This window comes from Nonomuraea sp. NPDC049714, from assembly GCF_044465295.1.
Classification (GTDB): Bacteria; Actinomycetota; Actinomycetes; order Streptosporangiales; family Streptosporangiaceae; genus Nonomuraea.
In genome coordinates this window covers 39,251-62,345 of sequence record NZ_JBITLM010000002.1, presented here as the reverse complement: position 1 = coordinate 62,345, position 23,095 = coordinate 39,251, and the positions used below count along the sequence as shown (strand labels likewise).

The window sequence follows — 23,095 nt, the reverse complement described above, 5'->3', positions numbered from 1 at the left end:
CTCGGAAGGCGCTCAGGTCGTGGGCTTTGCCGGGCAGTGCTCCGGAGGTCCACGGGATGGTCCCGTCGGGTGAGGCGATGACCTGGACGTTCATCCCGTGCACGCGGTGCTCGCCGGAGAAGTACGGCCGGTCGTCCTTGACTCGGTCGGTATGGATCAGCGTGCCGTCCAGGATCAAGTAGTGCTGCCTGCCCCGCTTCGCCTTGCGCAACGCCGCCGTGAGCTTGGGCGAGCGGGTCGACAGCAACGCGATCGACCGCCAAGCGGTCGGCGTCGACACTCCGAAACCGGCTTCGAGCTCGGTGAACGTCTCGCCCTTGCGCAGGTAGACCAGCACGAGCAACGCCTGCTGCCCCGGATCGAGCAGCCGCCAGGCCGACCCGATCTCCCCTGGTTGTGGTGATCAAGCCATCTACCAGGGGTTTCTTACGTCGTAGGCGAACACCGGATTCGCGATCATGCTGTGACCAGCAGCCCACCGCCAGAAAGCTTCACTGATCACTGGCTGGGGCCCGCTGCGGCGTGACTTGCGGAGCCGGATATCTTCCGGCCAGCCGGAATTGTCGCGGACCGCCGCCACCGGTGCGGACGGCTCAGCGCAGGGAGCGGAAGAACGCGCGCACGTCGGCGACGAACGGGGTGGGTTGTTCCAGGGCCAGGAAGTGTCCGCCGCGCTCGAATTCGGTCCAGTGCACGATGTTGTGATCGCGTTCGGCGAAGCGACGGATGGCGACGTCCTGGGTGAGGGAGACTGCCACGCCGGTGGGCACGGTGCCGGGATCGCGCGGTGCCCAGGCCGATGGGTCGTGGTGGGACTCGTAGTAGTTGTGGGCCGAGGAGGCGCCGGTCTGCGTGAACCAGTAGATGCTGACGTCGGTGAGGATGGCGTCGCGGTCGACGGCGTCTTCGGGCAGGTCGGCGGCGCTGTCGGTCCATTCCTTGAACTTCTCGACGATCCAGGCGAGCTGGCCGGCAGGGGAGTCGTTCAGGCCGTGTCCCAGGGTCTGCGGGCGGGTGCCTTGGAGCTTGTCGTAGCCGCTCTGTTCCTGCTGCCAGTGCTCCAGGCGCGCCAATCGCTCCAGTTCGGACTCGGTCAGGCCGTCCATCTCACCCTCGGCCCCGATCGGGAAGGTGACCAGGGCATTGACGTGCACGCCGAACACGTGCTCGGCATCCTGGCGGGCCATGGCCGGGGCCACGAAGGCGCCGACGTCGCCGCCCTGCACGCCGTAGCGGGAGTAGCCGAGCCGGTGCATCAGCTCGGCGAAAGCGTCGGCGATGCGGCCCTGCGTCCAACCCGTATCGCGCAGGGGAGCGGAGAAGCCGAACCCGGGCAGAGAGGGGATCACCAGGTGGAAGGCGTCGGCAGGGTTGCCGCCGTAGGAGCGCGGGTCGGTCAGTGGGCCGATGACGTCCAGGAACTCGGCGAACGAGCCGGGCCAGCCGTGGATGAGCATCAGCGGAGTCGCCTCGGCCTCAGGTGAGCGAATGTGTGCGAAGTGGATGCTCTGCCCGTCGATGTCGGTGGTGAACTGGGGCAGCTCGTTCAGCCTGGCCTCGTGCTTGCGCCAGTCGTAGCCGTCGGCCCAGTAGGCGGCGAGCTGGCGCAGGTAGCCGGTCGGGACGCCGCGACTCCATCCTGGACCGCCGATCTCGCCGCTCCAGCGGGTACGGGAGAGCCGCTCGCGCAGGTCATCCAGCTCGTCCTGCGGAATTTCTATGTGGAACGGGTTGATCATCGGGCTATCCCTTCCAGAAACGGAATGCTTGTGCGATGAAGATGGCGGTCCGTTTGTTTGTGGTTCACCGCCCGCCCCAGAGGGCGGACTGACCTTCTGGGCTGCGAGGCGTCGGTCGTTCCGCGCAGGTGGACGCCGAAAACCCAAGCCGAGCTAGGGCCGACAGCCCGGTGCCCCCGTCCTGGTCGCGGCGTGAGCCACTGCGATGTGCTTCTGTGCTTAACCATGATCGACAGGCTCAGAGCGCCCGAGAAGAAAAAGGATCGACGTACGGTTCACGTAGGCAGAAATTTCGATCGCCGGCCTGGCGATAAGGTCGGTGAGAATGCAACGCATGCCGTCCTGCCGCGCGCACTTCCACGATGAGTCTCATCGCAGACCCCTTCCCATGCGGGCGACCCCTGATGACCCGGAAGCGAAGAGCGGCTGAGTCTTTGGAAGCCGGGAGCATTCGGAGATGTTTGCCTGTTTATGCTGAGAATGGAGATTATGAGGATTCCACGACGTGGGCTATCCATATAGCGCAGCACGAAGTGCGCTCTCGGGATGGCGTGCCAACGGAGGTCTCACCCCTCTGCGCCCAGCTCAAGTGAGACACATAGGACTGAAGTTCCTTAACTGACATGAGTAGGGCGACAACCTCACTTCCCCGGCCGATTCGGCTCGATCGAGATCCGATGGGACCAGGCAGAATCCCGCTCGCCGGGACCGGGCGCGCGACCGTGGACGGACGCGAGGTGACGTCGTCGGACAACATCGTCGGACCGGTTCCGCGCATCCAGATGGACTAGAGCGTCGGCCATTACGTCCTGATCGTCCAGGTCCTCCGGGACGCCGTCGAGCGGGCGCACGAGGACCTGCTGGATCTGGCCGCCTCGGGTCATCCCGGCACCGTCATCGACGTCGCGCTGCGCTGGGGTTCACGCACATGAGCCGGTACTCGAACCTGTACCGCGCGGCGTACGGCCGGTCTCCCCGGCCACGCTCAAGGGCGCACGTGACCCAGGCAGGGATATCCGATTTGCGTGGCAGGCTCCGCACTTTACGGATAGATCTCGAATGATGATCGGGTCAGACTTCCAATGATTCGTGCATCACCTGCGTGGAGGTCGCGTGACAAGGGTCCAGCCGCTTGCCCTGGAGGACGATCTTCCCCTGGACCTGGCCATCCGGTGGGATGACCCGCCTGCCATGCTCGGCGCTGTCGCCGCGCTGCGCGACGCGTTCGACACGGGCCGCGTGCTGAACTGGCGCGCCGAGGCGATGCCGCGGACCGTCGTCCCGCTCCTGTGGCACCTCCCGCCTCCCGAGAACGCGGCACCGGACTTCGCGGAATGGCGCTCGGTCTTCCGGCCGGGGCTGTGCTACTACCGGCGCGGGCCCGGGTTCATCCAGGTCAAGGACGTGCGGGACCCGGAGGAGGCGGGGAGGTTCACCATCGACGAGCCGCACGTTCTGAGGGCGTTCCTCCGGTGCCTCCGGCCGACCGCGCTCACCGACCTGGACGCCCTCGAACGCGACGCGGCTGAGGCGTTGCTCGACGAACGGCTCCTGCTGCGCGCCGCCGACCAGGTGGTCGTCCTCCCCTACCGCATGCGGCGCTGGCCGGTGCCCGCGATGGGGCTGTGAGGGGCGAGCGGATGAGCACCAACGACGAGACCCAGAACGCGGCCGAGGCGCGAGCCCGGGCCGAGCTACTCAAGATGATCTTCGGGTTCCGCTTCTCCCAAGTGGTCCACACCGCGGTCCGGCTCAGGATCGCCGACCACCTCGCGGATGGCGAGAAGACGGTCGCGCGGCTCGCCCAGGCGACCGGGACGCATCCGCCGACCCTGCACCGGCTGCTGCGCGCACTCGCGGCCTTGGACGTCGTCATCGAGACGGCTGCCGGTTCGTACCGGCTCGGCGCGCTCGGACGGCCCCTGCGCTTCGAGGCGGAGAACTCGGTGACGGCCCTGACGCTGATGGCCGGGGACGACATGGCGTGGCGAGCCTGGGGGGAGCTCACGCACAGCGTCCGTACAGGTGAGCCCGCTTTCGACCACCTCGCCGGAATGAACAACTTCGCGTACATGGCCGGCCGTCCGGAGCTGGCGGTGGCCTATTACGAGGCCGTGCGGCGGGACACCGCCGGCCTCGCTCCGGCGCTGGCCGCCCACGTGGACTTCTCGCGGTTCAAGAAGGTCGTGGACGTGGGCGGCGGTGCGGGCGCGCTGCTCGCCGAGATCCTGCGCCGCGAGACCGGCGTGCGCGGCGTGCTGTTCGACACCCCCGCCGGTCTCGCGTCCGCGCCGCGCGTCCTGGCCGAGGCGGGCGTCGCGGAGCGATGCGAGATCGTCGCGGGAGACTTCATGGCGGAAGTCCCCGAGGGCGGCGACGCCTACGTGCTCAAGTATGTCCTGCTCGACTGGGACGACGACAGTGCCCGGACGATCCTCGCCAACTGCCGCCGCGCCATGCCCGAGCACGCGGTCCTCATCGTCGTCGAGCTCATGCTGCCCGATCGCCCGGACTCCTGGACGGCCGTGGGAGACCTCGATCTGCTGGTGACCACGGGTGGCAGGGAGCGCACCGAAGCGGAGTTCGAGGCGCTCCTGCGGTCGGCGGGCCTCGAACCCGCCTCGGTGCGGGCGCTGCCGGCCGAGGCTCATTTCAAGGTGATCGAGGCTGAGGAGGTGAGAACATGATTGCCACCACTCTGAAGAAGACCCGCATCCGGTCGTCCAAATATTGCCGTTCTGTGCGGATCACCATGGGTCAGCCCCGGAAGGACTCGGCCCTCGCGGGCGAGTCCGTCCCCGAACGGCGGGTGCGCGGTACCGACTGAACGACGAGGTGACGGCGAGAAGGCCGCCGAGGCACGGACAGGCCTTCTCGCCCCCTCGTCCGGCCTCCCCGGCTGACCGGCTGACCGGCGCCCGACGCCCGACGCTTGGCGCCCGACGCCCGGCGCGCCACCGGACCACCTTCGCATCGAACGGAGCGGACGCATGATGCGGCTGACACTCGCAGCGATGCCCTGGCAGGCGATCAACCGGCCCTCGCTGCCCCTCGGGCTGCTCCACGGCCTGGTCGCGCGGGACTGCCCGGACGTCGAGGTCACCGAATACCACGGTGGCGTGCACTGGGCGGAGCACCTGTTCGCGGCCGACGCGACGCCGCCGTCGGACTACACCGAGATCGCCGACACCGGGGTCTTCCACGGACTGGGAGACCTGATCTTCGCCGGATGCCTGTACGACGACCTGGGCCGGGGCGCGGACGCGCTGGAGCGCGTTTCCGCGACATACGGCTTCGACGCCGCGGGCATCCGGCGGATGCGCGAGCTCTCCGCCGGATTCGTCGACAAGGCGGCGGCCGAGATCCTGGCGTCCCGCCCTGACGTGGTCGGGTTTTCCACTACCTTCATGCAGAACGCGGCCAGCCTCGCGCTCGCCCGCCGGATCAAGGTTCTGCGGCCCGAGGTGACCGTCGTGTTCGGAGGCGCCAACTGCGAGGGGCCGATGGGCGCCGCCCTGCACCGCAACCACCGGTTCGTCGACCTGGTCGTCCGCGGTGAGGCGGAACAGGTGTTCCCGGCGCTGCTCACCCGGCTGAGCGAGGACGCCCTGCGCGGAGACTTCGCCGACATCCCCGGCGTCTGCTGGTGGGAGGGCGACCGCTCCGTGGCCAACGACCAGCCGGCACACAGCGTGCCTCCCGGCCTGATCCCCATCCCGGACTACACCGCCTGGCAGGACGCGTTCGAACGCTCGCCGCTGCGCGAGTACCTCACGCCGGAACTGGTCGTCGAAAGCTCGCGCGGCTGCTGGTGGGGCGAGAAGCACCACTGCACGTTCTGCGGCCTCAACGGATCGCTCATGCGGTTCCGCAGCAAGTCCGCCGACCAGTTCTGGACGGAGCTGAGCACCCTGGTGGAACGCCACCAGATCCTCGATGTGATCACCGTCGACAACATCCTGGACATGGGCTACCTGAAGACCCTGCTCCCCCGCATGGCCGAGGCCGACTGGGACCTGCGAGTCTTCTACGAGATCAAGTCCAACCTGCGCGGCGACCAGATCGCGGCGCTCGCCGACGCGGGGATCGTCCTGCTCCAGCCCGGGATCGAGAGCCTGAGCGGCAGGGTGCTCGGCCTCATGGACAAGGGGGTGGACGGCGTGACCAACGTCCGGCTCCTCCGCGACTGCGAGGACAACCACGTCACCTGTGAGTGGAACTACCTGTATGGCTTCCCCGGGGAGCGGCCCGAGGACTACCTCGACGTGATCCACCAGATCCCGGCACTGGTCCACCTGCAGCCGCCCTCGTACTCCCAGCGCATCATCCTCGAACGCTACAGCCCCTACTTCGAACGTCCCGAGCTGGGCTTCGCCCGCCGGGAGCCCACCGCCTTCTACCGCGACATCTACGACCTCCCCGAGAGCGAACTCGCCGACCTCGTCTACTTCTTCGACTGCGACAACGCCGGAATCGGCGAGGACGTCGTGGCGGACCTCAAGGCCGCGTTACTCCGGTGGCGGCGCGACTACCCGCACTCCTCGCTGGTCGCCGAGGACGACGGCACCGATATCTTGATCACCGACCGCCGCGCGGGATGGCCGAGGGTCCGGCACCGGTTGACCGGCTGGCGGGCCGACGCCTACCGGGGGCTGCGCCGACGCCGCACGGTCAACGGGCTGTGCTCCCACCTGGGGGAGCTGGGCCGTGACGTCGGCGCCGCCGCCGTCGAGGCGTGGCTGCGCGACGCCCTCCGGGACGGCCTCGTGTTCGTCGACGACACCGCCTGGGTCGCGCTCGCGACAGCCCAGGTCCCGCAAAAGGTGATCACGGACGAGGCCGCCGCGGCCCGCTAGTACTCCGGTGACACTTTGCGATCTTCAGGCGTAGCGGTCACATGGCGACGGCCACCGCATGATCATTCGGAGGTTGTGAAGACAGGTTTCCGGGGTCGACGTCTTCGGCCTGGGTCGTGCAGCCGGTCGATGCCTTGCTCGCGCAGCGCCCTGACGGACCCGTTGGATCGGGCGTGCGGCCCTGGCCGGGATGAGGGCCGGAGGCGGGGGAGCCGTAGGCGTCGGCCGCCGTTCACCGATGCGTACAGAGAGCGAGGGGATCGTCCGCGCGCGCCTAGCACTTCCTCTGTCAGGTGACGATGCCTGCATGGAATCAAGGGCCGAACGGCTGATGAATTCTTCGGCGACGCGCATCCGGCTCGGCCGGCCGGCCGGTGGGGGTTGATCTCGGCGGGAGGCGCGCCTAGCCTTCGGCCGTGGAAGCCCCGACGCTGTTCGCGATCAGTGACCTGCACGTCGCCTACAAGGAGAACCGTGAGATCGTCGAGAGGATCAAGCCCGCGCACGACGGCGACTGGCTGATCGTCGCCGGTGACGTCGGGGAGCTCTTCGCTGACGTGGAATGGGCGCTGGGCCTGCTCGCCGACCGGTTCGCCAAGGTGATCTGGGCACCGGGCAACCACGAGCTGTGGACCCCCCGGGAGGACCCGGTCCAGCTGCGCGGCGAGGCCCGCTACCGCCGCCTGGTGGAGGTCTGCCGGGAGCTCGGCGTCGTCACCCCGGAGGACACGTATCCGGTGTGGGACGGACCGGGCGGCCCGGTCGCGGTCGTGCCGCTGTTCCTGCTGTACGACTACTCCTTCCGGATGCCGGGCCTGACCAGCAAGGAGGCGTCGCTGGCGTACGCCTACGAGACGGGCGTCGTGTGCACCGACGAGATCCTGCTCCATCCCGACCCGTACCCCAGCCGGGAGGCCTGGTGCTGGGCCCGCCTGGCGGAGACCGAGCAGCGGCTGGCCGGCATCGACGACAGCCTGAGGACCGTGCTGGTCAATCACTATCCCTTGGTACGCGAGCCCACCCGGATCCTGCGCTACCCGGAGTTCGCCCAGTGGTGCGGCACCGACCGGACCGCCGACTGGCACCTGCGTTACCGGGCCGAGGTCGCCGTCTACGGGCACCTGCACATACCCAGGACCACCTGGCACGACGGCGTCCGTTTCGAGGAGGTGTCGGTCGGCTATCCGCGCGAGTGGCGCCGGCGGAGCACGCCACCGGGCGTACTCCGCCGGGTGTTCGACTGATTCCGCACTCTTGTCTCCGCAGCCGTGCATTTGCATTGACGGCGGGCTGTGGGACAAACTCGTGAATGAGGCGACCGCAAGCCCGCGTTTCCGTACTCATTGATATTCAGGTCGAAGAGCCGCCGTGGTGAGGCGCGCCGACCTCCAAGATCGCCGGCGCGGCCCAACGCCGTGCCTGTTCTGTATCTGACCTGGTCTTTCCCGCATGCTCCCGTCCATGGACGACGCGGCACCGCCACCGCCGGCGCCCTCGCCGAGCGGTGTTCAACTGCTTAGACCCCACAGTTGAACGCAATCTTCCGCATGCCTGTTTAACTGAGCGTTTCTGCAGTTGAACAAGGTGGCAGGGTCGGGTTGCGTGCCTTCTGCCCGCCCAGTTAGCATCCTGCCGAACGTAATTCGCGGATTTCTTCTCGGAAAGCTTTTTCGATATCTGTTCAATGGCGTCGAGCCACGCCGACCGCTCCCGCGGGGTCATGGGAAAGCTCATGTCGAGCGATCAGGGAATGGCGACTGAATGTCTAACGAGGAAAAACTCCGCGATTATCTGAAGCTGGTGACCGCCAATCTCCAGCAGACGCGCCGCCGCCTGCGCGAGGTAGAGGAGCAGGGTCAGGAACCGATCGCGATCATCGGCATGGGCTGCCGGTTCCCCGGCGGCGTACAGGACCCGGAAGACCTGTGGGAGTTGCTGACGGCCGGCACGGACGCCGTCTCCGGGCTGCCGAGCACACGCGGCTGGGACCTGGACGCCCTGTACGACCCGGACCCGGCCCATCCCGGGACGTCGAACGTGCGCTCGGGCGGATTCGTTCACGACGCGGGGGAGTTCGATCCCGGGTTCTTCGGGATCAGCCCGCGCGAGGCGCTGGCCATGGACCCGCAGCAGCGACTCCTGCTGGAGACCTCCTGGGAGGCTCTGGAGCGGGCCGGCATCGACCCTGGATCGCTGCGGGGCTCGTCGACCGGTGTGTTCGCCGGCGCCAGTTTCTCCGGTTACGGCAGTGCGCTCCAGGACGGCGACGGCAGCCTGGAGAGCCACCTCCTCACCGGCACCGCCAACAGCGTCATCTCCGGCCGGGTGGCCTTCAGCTTCGGTCTTGAGGGCCCGGCCGTCTCGGTGGACACGGCCTGCTCGTCCTCGCTCGTCGCCCTGCACCTCGCGGTCAAGGCCCTGCGCTCCGGCGAATGCGGCCTGGCGCTGGCCGGGGCCGTGACCGTGTTGGCCAGTCCCACCTGGTTCGTCTGGGGCAGCCGGCAGCTGGGGCTCGCCCCCGACGGGCGGTGCAAGCCGTTCTCGGCCACCGCCGACGGCATGGGGCTGGCCGAGGGCGCCGGCATGCTGGTACTCGAACGGCTCTCGGACGCCCGCCGGCACGGGCACGAGGTTCTCGCCGTGATCCGGGGCAGCGCGGTGAATCAGGACGGCGCCTCCAACGGACTGACGGCCCCCAACGGGCCCTCCCAGCAGCGGGTGATCCAGGCGGCGCTGGCCGGCGCCGGGCTGTCCCCGGACGACATCGACGCGGTCGAGGCACACGGCACCGGCACGGAGCTGGGCGACCCGATCGAGGCGCAGGCGCTGCTGGCCGCGTACGGGCAGAACCGGGACCCCGAGCGGCCGCTGTGGACGGGATCGGTGAAGTCCAACATCGGCCACACCCAGGCCGCGGCCGGGGTGGCCGGACTGATCAAGTTGGTGCTGGCCCTGCGGCACGGTGTCCTGCCGCGCACCCTGCACGTCGATGAACCGACCCCGCACGTGGACTGGTCCGGCGGGGTACGGCTGCTGACCGAGGCGGTCGACTGGCCTGCCGGTGACCGGCCGCGCCGGGCCGGGGTGTCGTCGTTCGGGATGAGCGGCACCAACGCGCACGTCATCCTGGAGGAGGACCCGGCCGGGCTCGGCTGGACGGCTGAGGAGGCGAACCGGGCGGAGGACGCCGGCGGGTCGGCCGTGGTGATCGAGAAGGGCGTCGGCGGGCCGGCTGCGGTGGCCGAGGAGGATGCCGGCGGGTCGGCTGGGGTGGCCGAGGAGGATGCCGGCGGGTCGGCTGGGGTGGCCGAGGATGTCCCGGCCGTGGCCGTGCGGGTGCTGACGGGGGCTCCGTCCGCCTGGCTGGTGTCGAGTCGGTCCGCCGCCGGGCTGCCGGTGCAGGCCGGAAGGCTGGCCGCGTTCCTCGCGAGCCGACCGGGCTCCGACCCGGCTGACGACGCTGACGACGCTGACCTCGCCGATGCCCGCAGGATCACTGACATCGGCTGGTCGCTGGCGACGACCCGGTCGACGTTCGAGCACCGCGCCGTGATTCTCGGTGCGGACCTCGGCGAACTGACGTCCGGGCTGTCGGCGGTGGCCGCAGGGGACTCGGCTCCGGGGGTGCTGTCGGGGGTGGTTCCGCCCGGTGGCAGCAGCCGGGTGGGTTTCCTGTTCGCCGGGCAGGGGGCGCAACGGGCCGGGATGGGCCGGGAGCTGTACGCCGCGTCCCCGGCCTTCGCCTCGGTGTTCGACCAGGCGTGCGCCCTGCTGGAGGCCGAGCTCGGCCTGCCGATCCGGGACGTCGTACTCGGCCGGGACCGTCATGACGGCGACACCGGCCCCACCCCCGAGGACGATCCGCGCGCGGATCAGACCGTCTTCGCCCAGGCCGGGCTGTTCGCGGTGGAGGCCGGGCTGGTGGCCATGCTGGCGGCGGCCGGGATCGTCCCGGACGCGGTGGCCGGTCATTCGGTGGGTGAGATCGCGGCGGCTCATGCCGCAGGGGTGCTGAGCCTGCCCGACGCCTGCCGGCTGGTGGCGGCGCGGGGCCGGCTGATGCAGGCGCTGCCCGAGGGCGGGGCGATGGCCGCCATCGTGGCGACCGAGGCCGAGCTGGTCGCGGCCATGGACGGCGTCGACGGCATCGACGGCGTCGAGTTGGCCGCCGTGAACGGTCGCTCGTCGGTGGTCGTCTCCGGTGCCGCCGAGGCGGTCGACGAGCTGATCGAGGTCTGGCGGGCACGGGGCCGGCGGGTGCGCCGGTTGCGGGTCAGCCACGCGTTCCACTCGGCCCGGATGGACCCGGTGCTGCCCGAGCTGGCCGCGGTGGCCGGCGGGCTGGAGCACCACGCCCCGATGGTGACGTGGGCGGGCGCCCTGACCGGTGAGCCGATCACCGCCGCGGATCCGGGCTACTGGACGGAGCAGGCCCGCCGGCCCGTACGGTTCTCCGACGCCGTCACCACCCTGGCCGACCAGGGCGTCTCGGTGTTCATCGAGATCGGCCCGGACACGACTCTGTCCGCGCTCGGCCTGGCGGCGCTGGCGGGCTTCACCGCCGACGGCGCGGAATCGCCGCCCGGAGCCGTCCTCATCCCGCTGCTGCGGCCCAAGACGCCCGTCCCCGAATCTGTTCTGACCGCGTTCGCGCGTGCGCACGTCCGTGGTGTCGCGGTGGACTGGGCCGCCGTGCTCCCCGCCGGACGACGGGTGGCGTTGCCGACGTACGCCTTCGCGCACCAGCAGTTCTGGGCCCGGTCCGGGCCGTCCGGCGGCGTGACCGGTGACGGCGCGACCACGGAGGCGGAGCGACGCTTCTGGGCGGCGGTCGAGGCGGGCGACCTGGCCACGCTGGTCGGCACGCTCGCGGTGGACGGGAGCCGTCCGTTCGGCGAGGTGCTGCCCGCGCTGTGGTCCTGGCGGCAGCGCGAGCGTCATGAGGCGCTGACCGCGAACTGGCGGTACCGGGTCTCCTGGGAGCCGGTCACCGACCCGGGGCCGGCCCGTCTGTCCGGAACCTGGCTCGTGGTGGGCGACGCGGCGGACGGCGGCCTGAGCGCCGACTACCTGTCGATCCTGCGCGACCGGGGCGCCGAGCCCATTCTCGTCGGGATCGCCCCCGACCAGATCGACCGGGAGGCCCTGGCCGACCGGCTGGCCGACTCGCTCACCGAGCGCCGGGCCGCCGGGGCCGCGCCGGTGGCCGGGGTGCTGTCGCTGCTCGCGTTGGACGAGACGCCACGGCCGGAGTTCCCGGTGGTTCCCGCCGGGCTGGCCGGGACACTGGGGCTGGTCCAGGCGCTGGGCGACGTCGGCATCCAGGCTCCGCTCTGGGTCCTCACCCGCGAGGCGATGACCACCCGCCCCGACGAGGTACCGGCCGGACCGGTGCAGGCGCACGTCTGGGGACTGGGCCGGGTCGTCGCCCTTGAGCACCCCGACCGCTGGGGCGGCCTGATCGACCTGCCGGCCGTCCTGGACGAGCCGGCCGCCGCTCGGCTGTCCGCCGTGCTGGCCGGCTGCGGCGAGGACCAGGTCGCGATCCGCGGCGCCGGCATCCTCGGCCGCCGCCTGATCCGGGCCGCGCCCGCCCACCACGACGGTGAACGCTGGACGAATCGGGCCGCGTCCGCCCACCACGACGGTGAACCCTGGACGAATCGGGCCGCGTCCGCCCATGACGGCGTCGGACGTTGGACGACCCGCGGCACGACGCTGATCACCGGTGACGCCGGCACGATCGGCGATACGACGGGCCGCTGGCTGGCGGAGCGCGGCTCGCGGAGCCTGGTCCTGGCCGGCCGGTCCGGTCCGGCCGCGCCGGGCGCGGCGAGCCTGGCGGCGGTGTTGGCCGAGGCCGGCGCCACGGTCAGCGTTCTCGTCGCCGACGTCGCCCGGCGGGATGAGACGGCCGGGCTGCTCGACCGGATCGGCCGGAGCGGGACGCCGCTGACCGCGGTGTTCCACACCACTGGCGTGGAACAGGCCACCGCCGTGGCCGACACGACCATCGCCGACCTGGCCGACGTCCTCGGCGAGAAGGCCGCCGGCGCGAGGTGGCTGGACGAGCTCACCCGGCCCCTGAACCTGGACGCGTTCGTCCTGTTCTCCTCGATCTCCGCCACCTGGGGCAGCGGCCGGCAGCCGGGCTCCGCGGCGGCGAACGCCTTCCTGGACGCGCTCGCGGAAGGCCGGCGCGGTCAGGGTCTGGCGGCGACGTCGGTCGCCTGGGGCCCGTGGGCGGGCCAGGGCCTGGCGAACGGTGACGACGGCGAGCAGATGCGTCGACGTGGGCTGAGGCTGGTGGACCCGGCCCAGGGCATCCGCGCGCTGGGGCAGGCCCTCGACCACACGGACACGTCGGTGACGGTCGCCGACGTGGACTGGGCCCGCTTCGCGGCGACCTTCACGCTGCGGCGGCCCAGCCCGTTGATCGCTAGCCTGCCCGAGGTCTCGCGCTCGGCGGCCGACGCCGACCCCGGTTCCGCCGCCCCGAACTCCGGGACGGCGCTGGGCCGGCAACTGACCGGCCTGCCCCAGGACGAGCAGACCCGCATCCTGCTCGACCTGATCCGGGCCCGGATCGCCACCGTCCTCGGCCATGCGTCGATCGAGAACGTCCAGGCGGACTGGGCCTTCAGCGACCTCGGCTTCGACTCCCTGACCGCCGTCGAACTCCGTGACCGGCTCAACACCGCGACCGGCCTGCGACTGCCCGCCACTCTGGTGTTCGACCACCCCACCCCGGTGGCTGCCGCGGAGTTTCTCCGTTCCCAGCTGACCGGGGACGCGGAGAACGTCGGCCGCGCCGCCGCCGGCTTCCTCCGGTCGGCGGCCCCCGACGAGCCGATCGCCATCGTCGGCATCGGCTGCCGCTTCCCCGGCGGCGTCGACACCCCCGAAGGGCTCTGGGAGCTGCTGGCCGCCGGCGCGGACGTGATCGGCGACTTCCCGCGCGACCGCGGCTGGAACACCGAGGACCTGTTCGATGCCGACCCGGACCGGGAGGGCACCACCCACATCCAGTCCGGCGGATTCCTGCACGCGGCCGGTGACTTCGACCCCGGCTTCTTCGGGATCAGCCCCCGCGAGGCGCTGACCATGGACCCCCAGCAGAGACTGCTGCTGGAGACCTCGTGGGAGGCGCTGGAGCGAGCCTCCATCGATCCCATCTCGCTGCGCGGCAGCCGCACCGGGGTGTTCGCCGGCGGCACCTTCTCCCGCTACGGCGCCGACCAGCCCGAAGGCGCGCTGGACGGCGGCCTGGTGACGGGCACCGCGACCAGCGTGCTGTCCGGCCGCGTGTCCTACACCCTCGGCCTGGAGGGGCCTGCCCTCACGGTCGACACGGCCTGCTCCTCCGGCCTGGTCGCGCTGCACCTGGCCGCTCAGGCGCTGCGCTCCGGCGAATGCACGCTGGCCTTGGCCGGAGCCGCGTTCGTGACGGCCAGCCCGGTCATGTTCACCGACTTCAGCAGGCAGCTGGGACTGGCTCCGGACGGCCGGTGCAAGGCGTTCGCCGCCGATGCCGACGGCATGGGCGTCGCCGAGGGCGCGGGCATGCTCGTCATGGAACGCCTGTCCGACGCCCGCCGGAACGGGCACCGGGTGCTCGCGCTGGTGACCGGCAGCGCGGTGAACCAGGACGGCGCCTCGAACGGCCTGACCGCGCCGAACGGCCCCTCCCAGCAGCGGGTGATCCGGGACGCCCTGGCAAGCGCCGGACTGAGCGCCGCCGACGTCGACGCGGTCGAGGCGCACGGGACCGGAACGCCGCTGGGCGACCCGATCGAGGCGCAGGCGCTGCTGGCGACGTACGGACAGGACCGGCCGGAAGGACGGCCGTTGTGGCTGGGGTCGGTGAAGTCGAACATCGGGCACGCCCAGCAGGCGGCCGGCGCGGCCGGACTGATCAAGATGGTGCTGGCCCTGCGGCACGGGCTGCTGCCGCGCACGCTGCACGCGCAGGAACGGTCCCCGCACGTGGACTGGTCCGCGGGCGAGGTAAAGCTGCTGACCGAGGCGCGCCCGTGGTCGCCGGGCGAGCGGCCGCGCCGGGCCGGCGTCTCCGCGTTCGGGATCAGCGGTACGAACGCGCACGTCATCCTCCAGGAGGCCCCGGCCGAGGCCCCGGCAGGTGAGCCCGGCGCCAACGACCCCGAACCGGCCGACGAACCCGGCACCAGCGCCGGTCCGGTCGGCGAACCTGGCATAGGCCTCGGGCCGGTCGGCGGATCCGGGGTCGGCGGGGGCGAGCCGGTGCCGCCCGTGCTGTCGGCCGCGCCACCGGTCTGGTTGCTGTCGGCCCGATCGGAAGCCGGGCTGGTCGCCCAGGCGCAGCGGCTGGCGTCGTTCGTGACGGCGGATCCAGAGGTGGATCCGGCCGATGTTGGGTGGTCCCTGGCAGTGTCGCGTTCGATGCTCGAACATCGGGCCGCCGTGGTGGGAGCGGACCGGGACGAGCTCATGGCGGGGCTGTCGGCCCTGGCCGGCGAAGGCGGAGGCGCCGGACTGTCCGCCGGGCTCGGGGCCGCTGGGCTCGGTGCCGTCGGGCTCGGTGCCGTCGGGCTCGCGTCCACCGGTGGCGCGGGGAAGATCGCTTTTGTTTTCCCTGGTCAGGGTGCGCAGTGGGTGGGGATGGGCCGGGAGATGCTGGTGGCGTCTCCGGTGTTCGCGGCTCGGTTGGCGGAGTGTGGGCGGGCGCTTGATCCGTATGTGGATTGGGTGTTGGAGGACGTTCTGGTCGGGCGTGGGGGTGCGCCGGGGTTGGAGCGGGCTGATGTGGTGCAGCCGGTGTTGTGGGCGGTGATGGTGTCGCTGGCGGCTGTGTGGGAGGCGGCGGGGGTTCGTCCGGATGCTGTGGTCGGTCACAGTCAGGGGGAGATCGCGGCGGCGTGTGTGGCGGGGATTTTGTCGCTGGAGGATGCGGCGAAGGTGGTCGCCGTGCGCAGCCGGGCCTTGTCCGGGTTGGCCGTGTCGGCGGGGATGCTGTCCGTGGTGATGCCGGTCGCTTCGGTCGAGGAGTTGCTGGCGTCGGGGGAGGGGTGGGCTGGTCGGCTGTCGGTGGCCGCGGTGAACGGTCCTGCGACCACGGTGGTGTCTGGGGATCTGGAGGCGTTGGAGGAGTTCGAGCGTGTTCTGTCGGCTCGGCGGGTGCTGCGCTGGCGGATTCCGCAGACCGATTTCGTGGCGCATTCGGCGCGGGTGGAGGAGTTGCGGGAGGGGCTGGTCCGGGATCTGGTTTCGATCGCGCCGCGGGCCGGTCGTGTCCCGTTGTTCTCGACGGTCACCGGTCAGCGCCAGGACGGCACGGAGCTGGACGCCGGCTACTGGTACGCCAACGTACGCGAGCGGGTGCGTTTTCAGGATGCGACCGAGGCGCTGGCCGAGGCGGGATACCGGACGTTCGTCGAGGTGTCCCCGCACCCGGTGCTGACCACCGCGATCGCCGAGACCTTCGAGGGGGTCTCCGGCGTTCCGCTCATCACGGGGACGGTGGAGCGCGAAGACGGCGGGGCTGCCCGATTCCTGGCGTCGCTGGGCCGGGTGCACGTACGCGGGGTGAAGGTCGACTGGCCCCGCGTGCTGCCGGCCGGACGGGTGGTGGAGCTGCCCACCTACGCCTTCCAGCGTCAGCATTACTGGCTCCACCAGGCCGGCCCGGGCAGGACCCCGGCCCGGCGGCGCGACACCTCGGACGCCTGGCGCTACCGGGTCTCCTGGGCGCCGATCGCCGAGCCGGCACCGGCCCGGCTCGCCGGAACCTGGCTGCTCGTCGCCGGGCAGGACGACGCGCCTCGGGCCGAGGCGGTCACCCGGGCCCTGAGCGGACACGGAGCCCGCGTCGTCGCGATCGATCTCGCCGCCGACGCCTACGAGCGGGAGGCGCTGGCCGGACGGATCGGTTCGATCACCGGCGACGGGCCGGTGGCGGGTGTGCTGTCCCTGCTGGCGCTGGACGAAACGCCCCTGAACGGGTGGCCTTCCGTGCCCGCCGGCCTGGCGGGGACGCTGACCTTGGTGCAGGCGCTGGGCGACGCCGGGATCGTCGCGCCGCTGTGGGTGGCGACGTCCGGCGCGGTCGCGACCGTTCCGGAAGAGGCTCTGACCAGCCCGCTGCAGGCGCAGACCTGGGGCCTGAGCCGGGTCGCGGCGCTCGAACACCCCGACCGCTGGGGCGGGCTCGTCGATCTCCCCGCCGACCTGGACGAACCGGCCGCCGGCCGGCTCGCCGCCGTCCTGGCCGGCTGCGACGAGGACCAGGTCGCGATCCGGGCCGACGGGATCCTGGGCAGGCGGCTGGTCCGAGCCCCACGGCCGAACCGGGACGGTGAACCGTGGGCACCGAGCGGCAGCGTTCTGATCACCGGTGGCACCGGCGCGATCGGCCGGCATGTGGCTCGCTGGCTGGCCGGGCGCGGGGCTCCTCGGGTGGTTCTGGTCAGCCGGTCGGGCCCGGCCGCGGCCGGGAGCGCCGCGCTGGCGGCCGACCTCGCGAGCCGCGGCACCGCCGTCGAGATCCTGGCCGGCGACTCCGCGGACCGGTCCCAGCTGACCGGGCTGCTGGACTGGATCGCCGGGACCGGCCCGGCGCTGACCGGGGTGATGCACACCGCCGGCGTCGTCGACAACGGTGTGGTCGATCGGCTCGACCCCGCCAGGCTGGCCTCGGTGCTGGCCGCGAAGGCCACCGCGGCCACGCTGCTGGACGAGCTGACGGCGGGCCTCGACCTGGACGCGTTCGTGCTCTTCTCCTCGGCCGCCGCGACCTTCGGAGCCGGCGGCCAGGGCAACTACGCCGCCGCCAACGCCTTCCTCGACGCCCTGGCGCAGAACCGGCAGGCCCGTGGACTGCCGGCGCTGTCGGTCGCCTGGGGTCCGTGGGCCGGCGGCGGTGTCGCCCAGGCCAGCGAGGCGACCCGGCAGCGGCTGAGCCGCAACCGCTGGGAGGTCCTGATGGACCCGCGGCTCGCCGTACAAGCCCTCGCCGACGCCCTCGGCGGTCCCGACAGCGTGCTGACGATCATGGACATCGACTGGACCTTGATCGAGTCCGCCGGTGGCGAGCACGAGATGCAGCGGGCGCCGTTCCTGCGGGACCTGCCCGAGGTCCAGCGGATGGCGGACGTGTCCGGGGCCGGCGCGCACGACGGCGCGCGGGTCACCAGGGACGCGCTGATCGGGGAGCTCGTCGCCCTGCCCCCGGCCGGGCAGGGACAGAAGCTGATCGCCTTGGTCCAAGCCCTGGTCGCCGACGTCCTGGCCTACCCCTCGCCCGAGGCGGTCCAGGCCGGGCGCGCCTTCAGCGACCTGGGGTTCGACTCGCTGACGGCGGTCGAGCTGCGTAACCGGCTCAACGCGGCCGTCGGTCTGCGGCTGCCGGCGAGCCTCCTGTTCGACTACCCGACCTCGACGGCGCTGGCGGAGCACCTCAGGGCCGAACTTCTGGGCGACGGGCCCGCGACGCCCGCACTGGTGACGATGGCGGTGGCCGAGGACGAGCCGATCGCGATCGTGGGCATGGGTTGCAGGTTCCCGGGCGGCGTCCGGACCCCGGACCAGCTGTGGGAGCTGCTGATCTCCGGCACGGACGCGATCTCCGGGTTCCCGGCCGACCGCGGCTGGGACCTGGACCGCCTCTACCACGCCGATCCCGGCCACAGCGGGACGACGTACGTACGGGCAGGCGGCTTCGTGCACGAGGCCGGGCAGTTCGACCCCGGGTTCTTCGGGATCAGCCCGCGCGAGGCCCTGGCGATGGACCCACAGCAGCGGCTCCTGCTGGAGACCTCGTGGGAGGCCCTCGAACGCGCGGGCATCGAGCCGGCCTCCCTGCGCGGGTCCCGGACCGGGGTGTACGTCGGCGGTTACAGCTCCGGCTACGCCGCGGTCGGGCAGCAGACCGGGGCGGACGGCGCCGCCGGGATGGAAGGCCACCTGATGGCCGGCAACGCGACCAGCGTGATCTCCGGCCGGGTGGCCTACACCCTCGGGCTGGAAGGCCCCGCCGTCACGATGGACACCGCCTGCTCGTCGTCCCTGGTCGCCCTGCACCTGGCCGGCCAGGCCCTGCGCTCGGGCGAATGCACGCTGGCGCTGGCCGGCGGCGTCACCATCATGGCCACGCCCTGGGATCTCGTCGTGTTCTCCCGGCAGCGGGGGCTGGCCCCGGACGGGCGGTCCAAGGCGTTCAGCGCGGACGCGGACGGGATGGGGATGGCCGAGGGCGTGGGCATGCTCGTCCTCGAACGGCTCTCCGATGCGCGCCGCCACGGCCACGACGTCCTGGCCGTGATCCGGGGCAGCGCGACCAACCAGGACGGCGCCTCCAACGGACTGACCGCCCCCAACGGACCCTCGCAGCAACGGGTGATCCGGGCCGCGCTCGCCAACGCCCGGCTGTCCCCGGCCGAGGTGGACGTCGTCGAGGCGCACGGCACCGGCACTCCCCTAGGCGACCCGATCGAGGCCCAGGCCCTGCTGGCCACGTACGGGCAGGACCGCCCGGACGGGCGGCCGCTCTGGCTCGGCTCGGTCAAGTCGAACATCGGGCACACCCAGGCGGCGGCGGGGGTGGCCGGGGTGATGAAGATGGTGCTGGCCCTGCGGCACCGGAAACTGCCGCGCAGCCTGCACGCGGAGTCGCCGTCGCCGCACGTGGACTGGTCGGCGGGAGAGGTACGGCTGCTGAGCGAGACGGTCGACTGGCCGGTGAACGGGCGGCCGCGCCGGGCAGGCGTCTCGGCGTTCGGCATCAGCGGCACCAACGCGCACGCCATCATCGAGGAAGCGCCGCCCCTTCCGGTCGAGCCGATCGAGCCGACCGCATTGGTCGAGCAGGCCGAGCAGGTCGAGCCGGCTCGGCTCGCGGTGCTATCCGGTGGGGCTCGGGCTTGGCTGGTGTCGGGGCGTACGGCGGATGGGCTGGTGGCTCAGGCGGCGCGGTTGGCCGAGTTCGTCTCCCGAACCAGTGGGGAGCCGGCCGACGTCACTGACGTCGGCTGGTCGCTGGCGACGTCCCGGTCGTCGTTTGAGTATCGGGCCGTGGTTCTGGGGGCGGATCGTGAGGCGCTGACGTCGGGTCTGGCCGTGCTCGCGGGCGGTGGGTCGGCGTCTTCGGTGGTGCGGGGTGGGGTTCCTGCGGGTCGGCCTAAGGTGGGTTTCCTGTTCGCGGGGCAGGGGGCGCAGCGGGCTGGGATGGGCGGGGAGTTGTATGCGGCGTCTCCGGTGTTCGCGGCGGCTTTCGACGCGGCCTGCGCGTTGTTGGAGGCCGAGCTGGGGCTGCCGATCCGGGAGGTCGTCCTCGGTGATGCCGAATGGGCGGGTCAGGACGACGTACGGGCTGATCAGACGATCTACGCGCAGACGGGGTTGTTCGCGGTCGAGGTGGGTTTGGTCGCTCTGCTGGCGGCGGCCGGGATTGTGCCGGACGGTGTGGCCGGTCATTCGGTGGGGGAGGTCGCGGCTGCCCATGCGGCGGGTGTGCTGACCCTGGCGGATGCGTGCCGGCTGGTCGCGGCTCGTGCTCGGTTGATGCAGGGCCTGCCTACGGGTGGTGCGATGGCCGCCGTGGAGGCGAGTGAGGCCGAGGTGGCCGAGACTCTGGACGGTGTCGCAGGGGTTGGGACGGCGGCGGTGAACGGGCCTTCGGCGGTGGTGATCTCGGGTGATGCCGGGGCCGTGGACCAGGTGTTGGAGACGTGGCGGCAGCGGGGGCGGCGGGTGCGCCGGTTGCGGGTCAGCCACGCGTTCCATTCCGCCCGGGTGGATCCGGTCCTGGACGAACTCCACCAGGTGGCAGCGGGTCTGGAGCACCGGACACCGACGGTGACCTGGGCCGGAGCCTGTGACGGCACCATTTTGACCGACCCCGGGCCGGGTTACTGGCCGGCCCAGGCCCGCCAGGCGGTCCGGTTCGCCGACGCCGTGAACACGCTCGCCGGTCAGGGCGTGTCCGTCTTCATCGAGATCGGCCCGGACGGAACACTCTCCGCGATGGGCCCGGCCACCCTCCCCGGACCCACCACGACCCACACCGGTCCTGCCGGCATCGGTCCCGGTGTCACGGGCCCCAGCGTCGCCACCGGGGCCGGTGGGAGTGACCCTGCTGGTGGCATCGAGCCGGTGTTCATCCCGCTGTTGCGGGCCCGGGTCGAGGCCGCCGATGCCGTGCTGACCGCGCTCGCGCGCGCCCACGTCCGGGGGATCGGCGTCAACTGGGCCGAGGTTCTGCCCGCCGGAAAGCGGGTGGACCTGCCCACGTACGCCTTCGGACGGCAACGATTCTGGCCGCTGGGCCCGTACAAGCTCCGGCTCGGCGCGGTCACCGGCTCCGGCGACGAGCACGCGGACGGCGCGGCGGAGGCCCGGTTCTGGGCGGCTGTCGAGGCCGGCGACCGGCCGGCCCTGTCCGAGACGCTCGCGGTCGACGACGAGCGGCTCGGCGACCTGCTCTCGGTGCTCGCCGCCTGGCGCCGGCGCGAACGGGACCGGTCGGCCACCGACGCCTGGCGATACCGGGTCTCCTGGGCGCCGGTTTCCGACCCCGGCCCGGTCGCGCTGTCCGGAACCTGGCTGGTGGTCGCCGGTCCGGCCGGTGACGAGTCGGCCGGCCGCTGCGCTCAGGCGCTGACCGGCCACGGCGCCGACGTCACCCGGATCACCGTGGGCGCGGTGACCAGGGAGGCGCTCGCCGCCGAGCTCGCCGGCGAGTTCGACCGCGCCGGCGCGTCGCGGGTGAGCGGCGTGGTCTCGCTGCTGGCTCTCGACGAGGCGCCGCTGCCGGACCGGCCGATGGTGACCGCAGGACTGGCCGCGACCCTGAGCCTGGTCCAGGCCTTGGGGGACGTACAGGCCCAGGCGCCGCTGTGGGTGCTCACCTCCGGAGCGGTGGCCGCCGACCCGGGCGAACCGCTGGCCCGGCCGCTGCAGGCCCAGGCCTGGGGGCTGGGCCGGGTCGTGGGCCTGGAACATCCCGAACGGTGGGGCGGCCTGATCGACCTGCCGGCCGTCCTGGACGAGCGGGCCGCCGCCCGGCTCTGCGCGGTGCTGGCCGGCTGTGGCGAGGACCAGGTGGCGTTGCGCGACGCGGGGATCCGCGGCCGGCGGCTCGTCCAGGCCCCGCGCCCCCGGCGGGAGGAGACCTGGAGACCGCGCGGAACGGTGCTCATCACCGGGGGAACCGGGTCGATCGGCGGGCACACGGCCCGCTGGCTGGCGGGTCGCGGCGCCCCACGGGTGATCCTGTCCAGCCGGTCGGGCGTGGCCGCGCCCGGCGCCGTCGGGCTCGCCGCCGAGCTGGCCGCCGCCGGAACCACCGTCAGCATCGTGGCCGCCGACATCGCCCGCCGCGCCGACGTCGCCGGCCTGCTCGGCCGGATCGCCGCCGGCGGCCCGCCGCTGAGCGCGGTCATGCACGCGGCCGGAGCCGGACAGGCCACCGCCCTGCGGGACACCACCCTGACCGAGCTGGCCGAGATGGCGGCGGTCAAGACCGCCGGGACGACACACCTCGACGAGCTCACCCAGGACCTCGACCTCGAGGCGTTCGTGCTCTTCTCCTCGATCTCCGCGACCTGGGGCAGCGGCCTGCAACCGGGCTACGCCGCGGTCAACGCCTTCCTCGACGCCCTGGCCGAGAACCGCCGTTCGCGCGGGCTGGCCGCGACTTCCGTCGCCTGGGGCCCGTGGGACGGCGGCGGCATGAGCGACCGGGAGGGCAAGGCTCAGATGGTCCGGCGTGGACTGCGGCTGCTGGACCCCGAGCTCGGGATCCGGGCGTTGAGCCAGGCCCTCGACGGCGGGGAGGCCCTGCTCACGGTCGCCGACGTCGACTGGGCCGCGTTCGCCCCGACCTTCACCCTGCGCCGGCCCAGCCCGCTGATCGAGAGCCTGCCCGAGGTCGCGCGGGCGCTCACCGGCGGTGGGAACGAGGCGGACGACCCGGCCGGAAGCACCGGAAACGCCCTGACCGAGCGGTTGCGGGCCCTGCCCCGGGCCGAGCAGGAGCAGCTGCTGGTGGAGCTGGTCCGGACCGAGGCGGCCGGGGTGCTGGGCTATCCCTCGGTCGACGACATCCCGCCCGACCGGGTTTTCAGCGACCTGGGCGCGGACTCGCTGACCGCCGTCGAACTGCGCGACCGGCTCGGCGCCGCCACCGGGCTGCGGCTGTCGGCCACCCTGCTGTTCGACTACACCACGCCCACCGCGGTGGCCGGTCACCTGCGGACGACCCTCGTCCCGGAAGAGGTGTCGCCGTCCCGGCCCGTCCTCGCCGAACTCGACAAGCTCGACAGCATGCTCGCCGGCCTCGCCGGTGAGGACGACGACGCGGCCCGGATCACGGCTCGACTGGAGGCCGTCGTCGCCCGCTGGAAAGAGACCGCCGCCGGTCGCCGCGCGGCGACGGTCGCCGAGGATCTCGAAACTTCCTCCGATGAAGAGGTCTTCGACTTCATCGGAAAAGAGCTTGGAATTCACTGACATGGCTGAAAAGGA

General features: G+C 72.0%; 7 protein-coding genes and 1 pseudogene. 6 read left to right on the top strand and 2 right to left on the bottom strand.

The window, feature by feature from the left end:
* Position 1 precedes the first annotated feature (1 nt).
* A pseudogene (locus ACIBQX_RS07145) lies at positions 2 to 388 on the bottom strand (transposase family protein); the annotation flags it as partial.
* Positions 389 to 593: 205 nt separating this feature from the next.
* The gene (locus tag ACIBQX_RS07140; RefSeq protein WP_397001597.1) at positions 594 to 1,739 is read right to left on the bottom strand and encodes an epoxide hydrolase family protein; all 1,146 of its coding nucleotides are present in this window, start codon (positions 1,737 to 1,739) and stop codon (positions 594 to 596) included.
* 1,113 nt (positions 1,740 to 2,852) lie between these two features.
* Between ACIBQX_RS07140 and ACIBQX_RS07135 the strand changes: the two genes are divergently transcribed.
* The 6 genes from ACIBQX_RS07135 (at position 2,853) to ACIBQX_RS07110 (ending at position 23,080) form a co-directional block, all read left to right on the top strand.
* Complete coding sequence (locus ACIBQX_RS07135) at positions 2,853 to 3,368, top strand: DUF5825 family protein (RefSeq protein WP_397001595.1); 516 nt, start codon at positions 2,853 to 2,855, stop codon at positions 3,366 to 3,368.
* Between the two features lie 11 nt (positions 3,369 to 3,379).
* Positions 3,380 to 4,426: a methyltransferase gene (locus tag ACIBQX_RS07130; RefSeq protein ID WP_397001593.1), complete on the top strand. Its 1,047-nt coding sequence runs from the start codon at positions 3,380 to 3,382 to the stop codon at positions 4,424 to 4,426.
* Positions 4,423 to 4,566, top strand: coding sequence for a hypothetical protein (locus ACIBQX_RS07125; protein ID WP_397001591.1), 144 nt, complete (start codon positions 4,423 to 4,425; stop codon positions 4,564 to 4,566). The genes ACIBQX_RS07130 and ACIBQX_RS07125 overlap by 4 nt, the downstream gene beginning before the upstream one ends.
* A 163-nt stretch (positions 4,567 to 4,729) precedes the next feature.
* Positions 4,730 to 6,595, top strand: a complete 1,866-nt coding sequence (locus ACIBQX_RS07120) for a RiPP maturation radical SAM C-methyltransferase (RefSeq protein WP_397001589.1) — start codon at positions 4,730 to 4,732, stop codon at positions 6,593 to 6,595.
* Between the two features lie 416 nt (positions 6,596 to 7,011).
* Entirely contained in the window at positions 7,012 to 7,839 is an 828-nt protein-coding gene (locus ACIBQX_RS07115; protein ID WP_397001587.1) for a metallophosphoesterase family protein, read from the top strand.
* Between the two features lie 517 nt (positions 7,840 to 8,356).
* Positions 8,357 to 23,080, top strand: coding sequence for a type I polyketide synthase (locus ACIBQX_RS07110; RefSeq protein ID WP_397001585.1), 14,724 nt, complete (start codon positions 8,357 to 8,359; stop codon positions 23,078 to 23,080).
* The last annotated feature ends 15 nt before the right edge of the window (positions 23,081 to 23,095 follow it).

Coding starts and splice junctions, on each gene's coding strand:
- ACIBQX_RS07130 (WP_397001593.1), top strand. CDS start 3,380: ATGAGCACCAACGACGAGACCCAGAACGCGGCCGAGGCGCGAGCCCGG.
- ACIBQX_RS07125 (WP_397001591.1), top strand. CDS start 4,423: ATGATTGCCACCACTCTGAAGAAGACCCGCATCCGGTCGTCCAAATAT.
- ACIBQX_RS07140 (WP_397001597.1), bottom strand. CDS start 1,739: ATGATCAACCCGTTCCACATAGAAATTCCGCAGGACGAGCTGGATGAC.
- ACIBQX_RS07120 (WP_397001589.1), top strand. CDS start 4,730: ATGATGCGGCTGACACTCGCAGCGATGCCCTGGCAGGCGATCAACCGG.
- ACIBQX_RS07110 (WP_397001585.1), top strand. CDS start 8,357: ATGTCTAACGAGGAAAAACTCCGCGATTATCTGAAGCTGGTGACCGCC.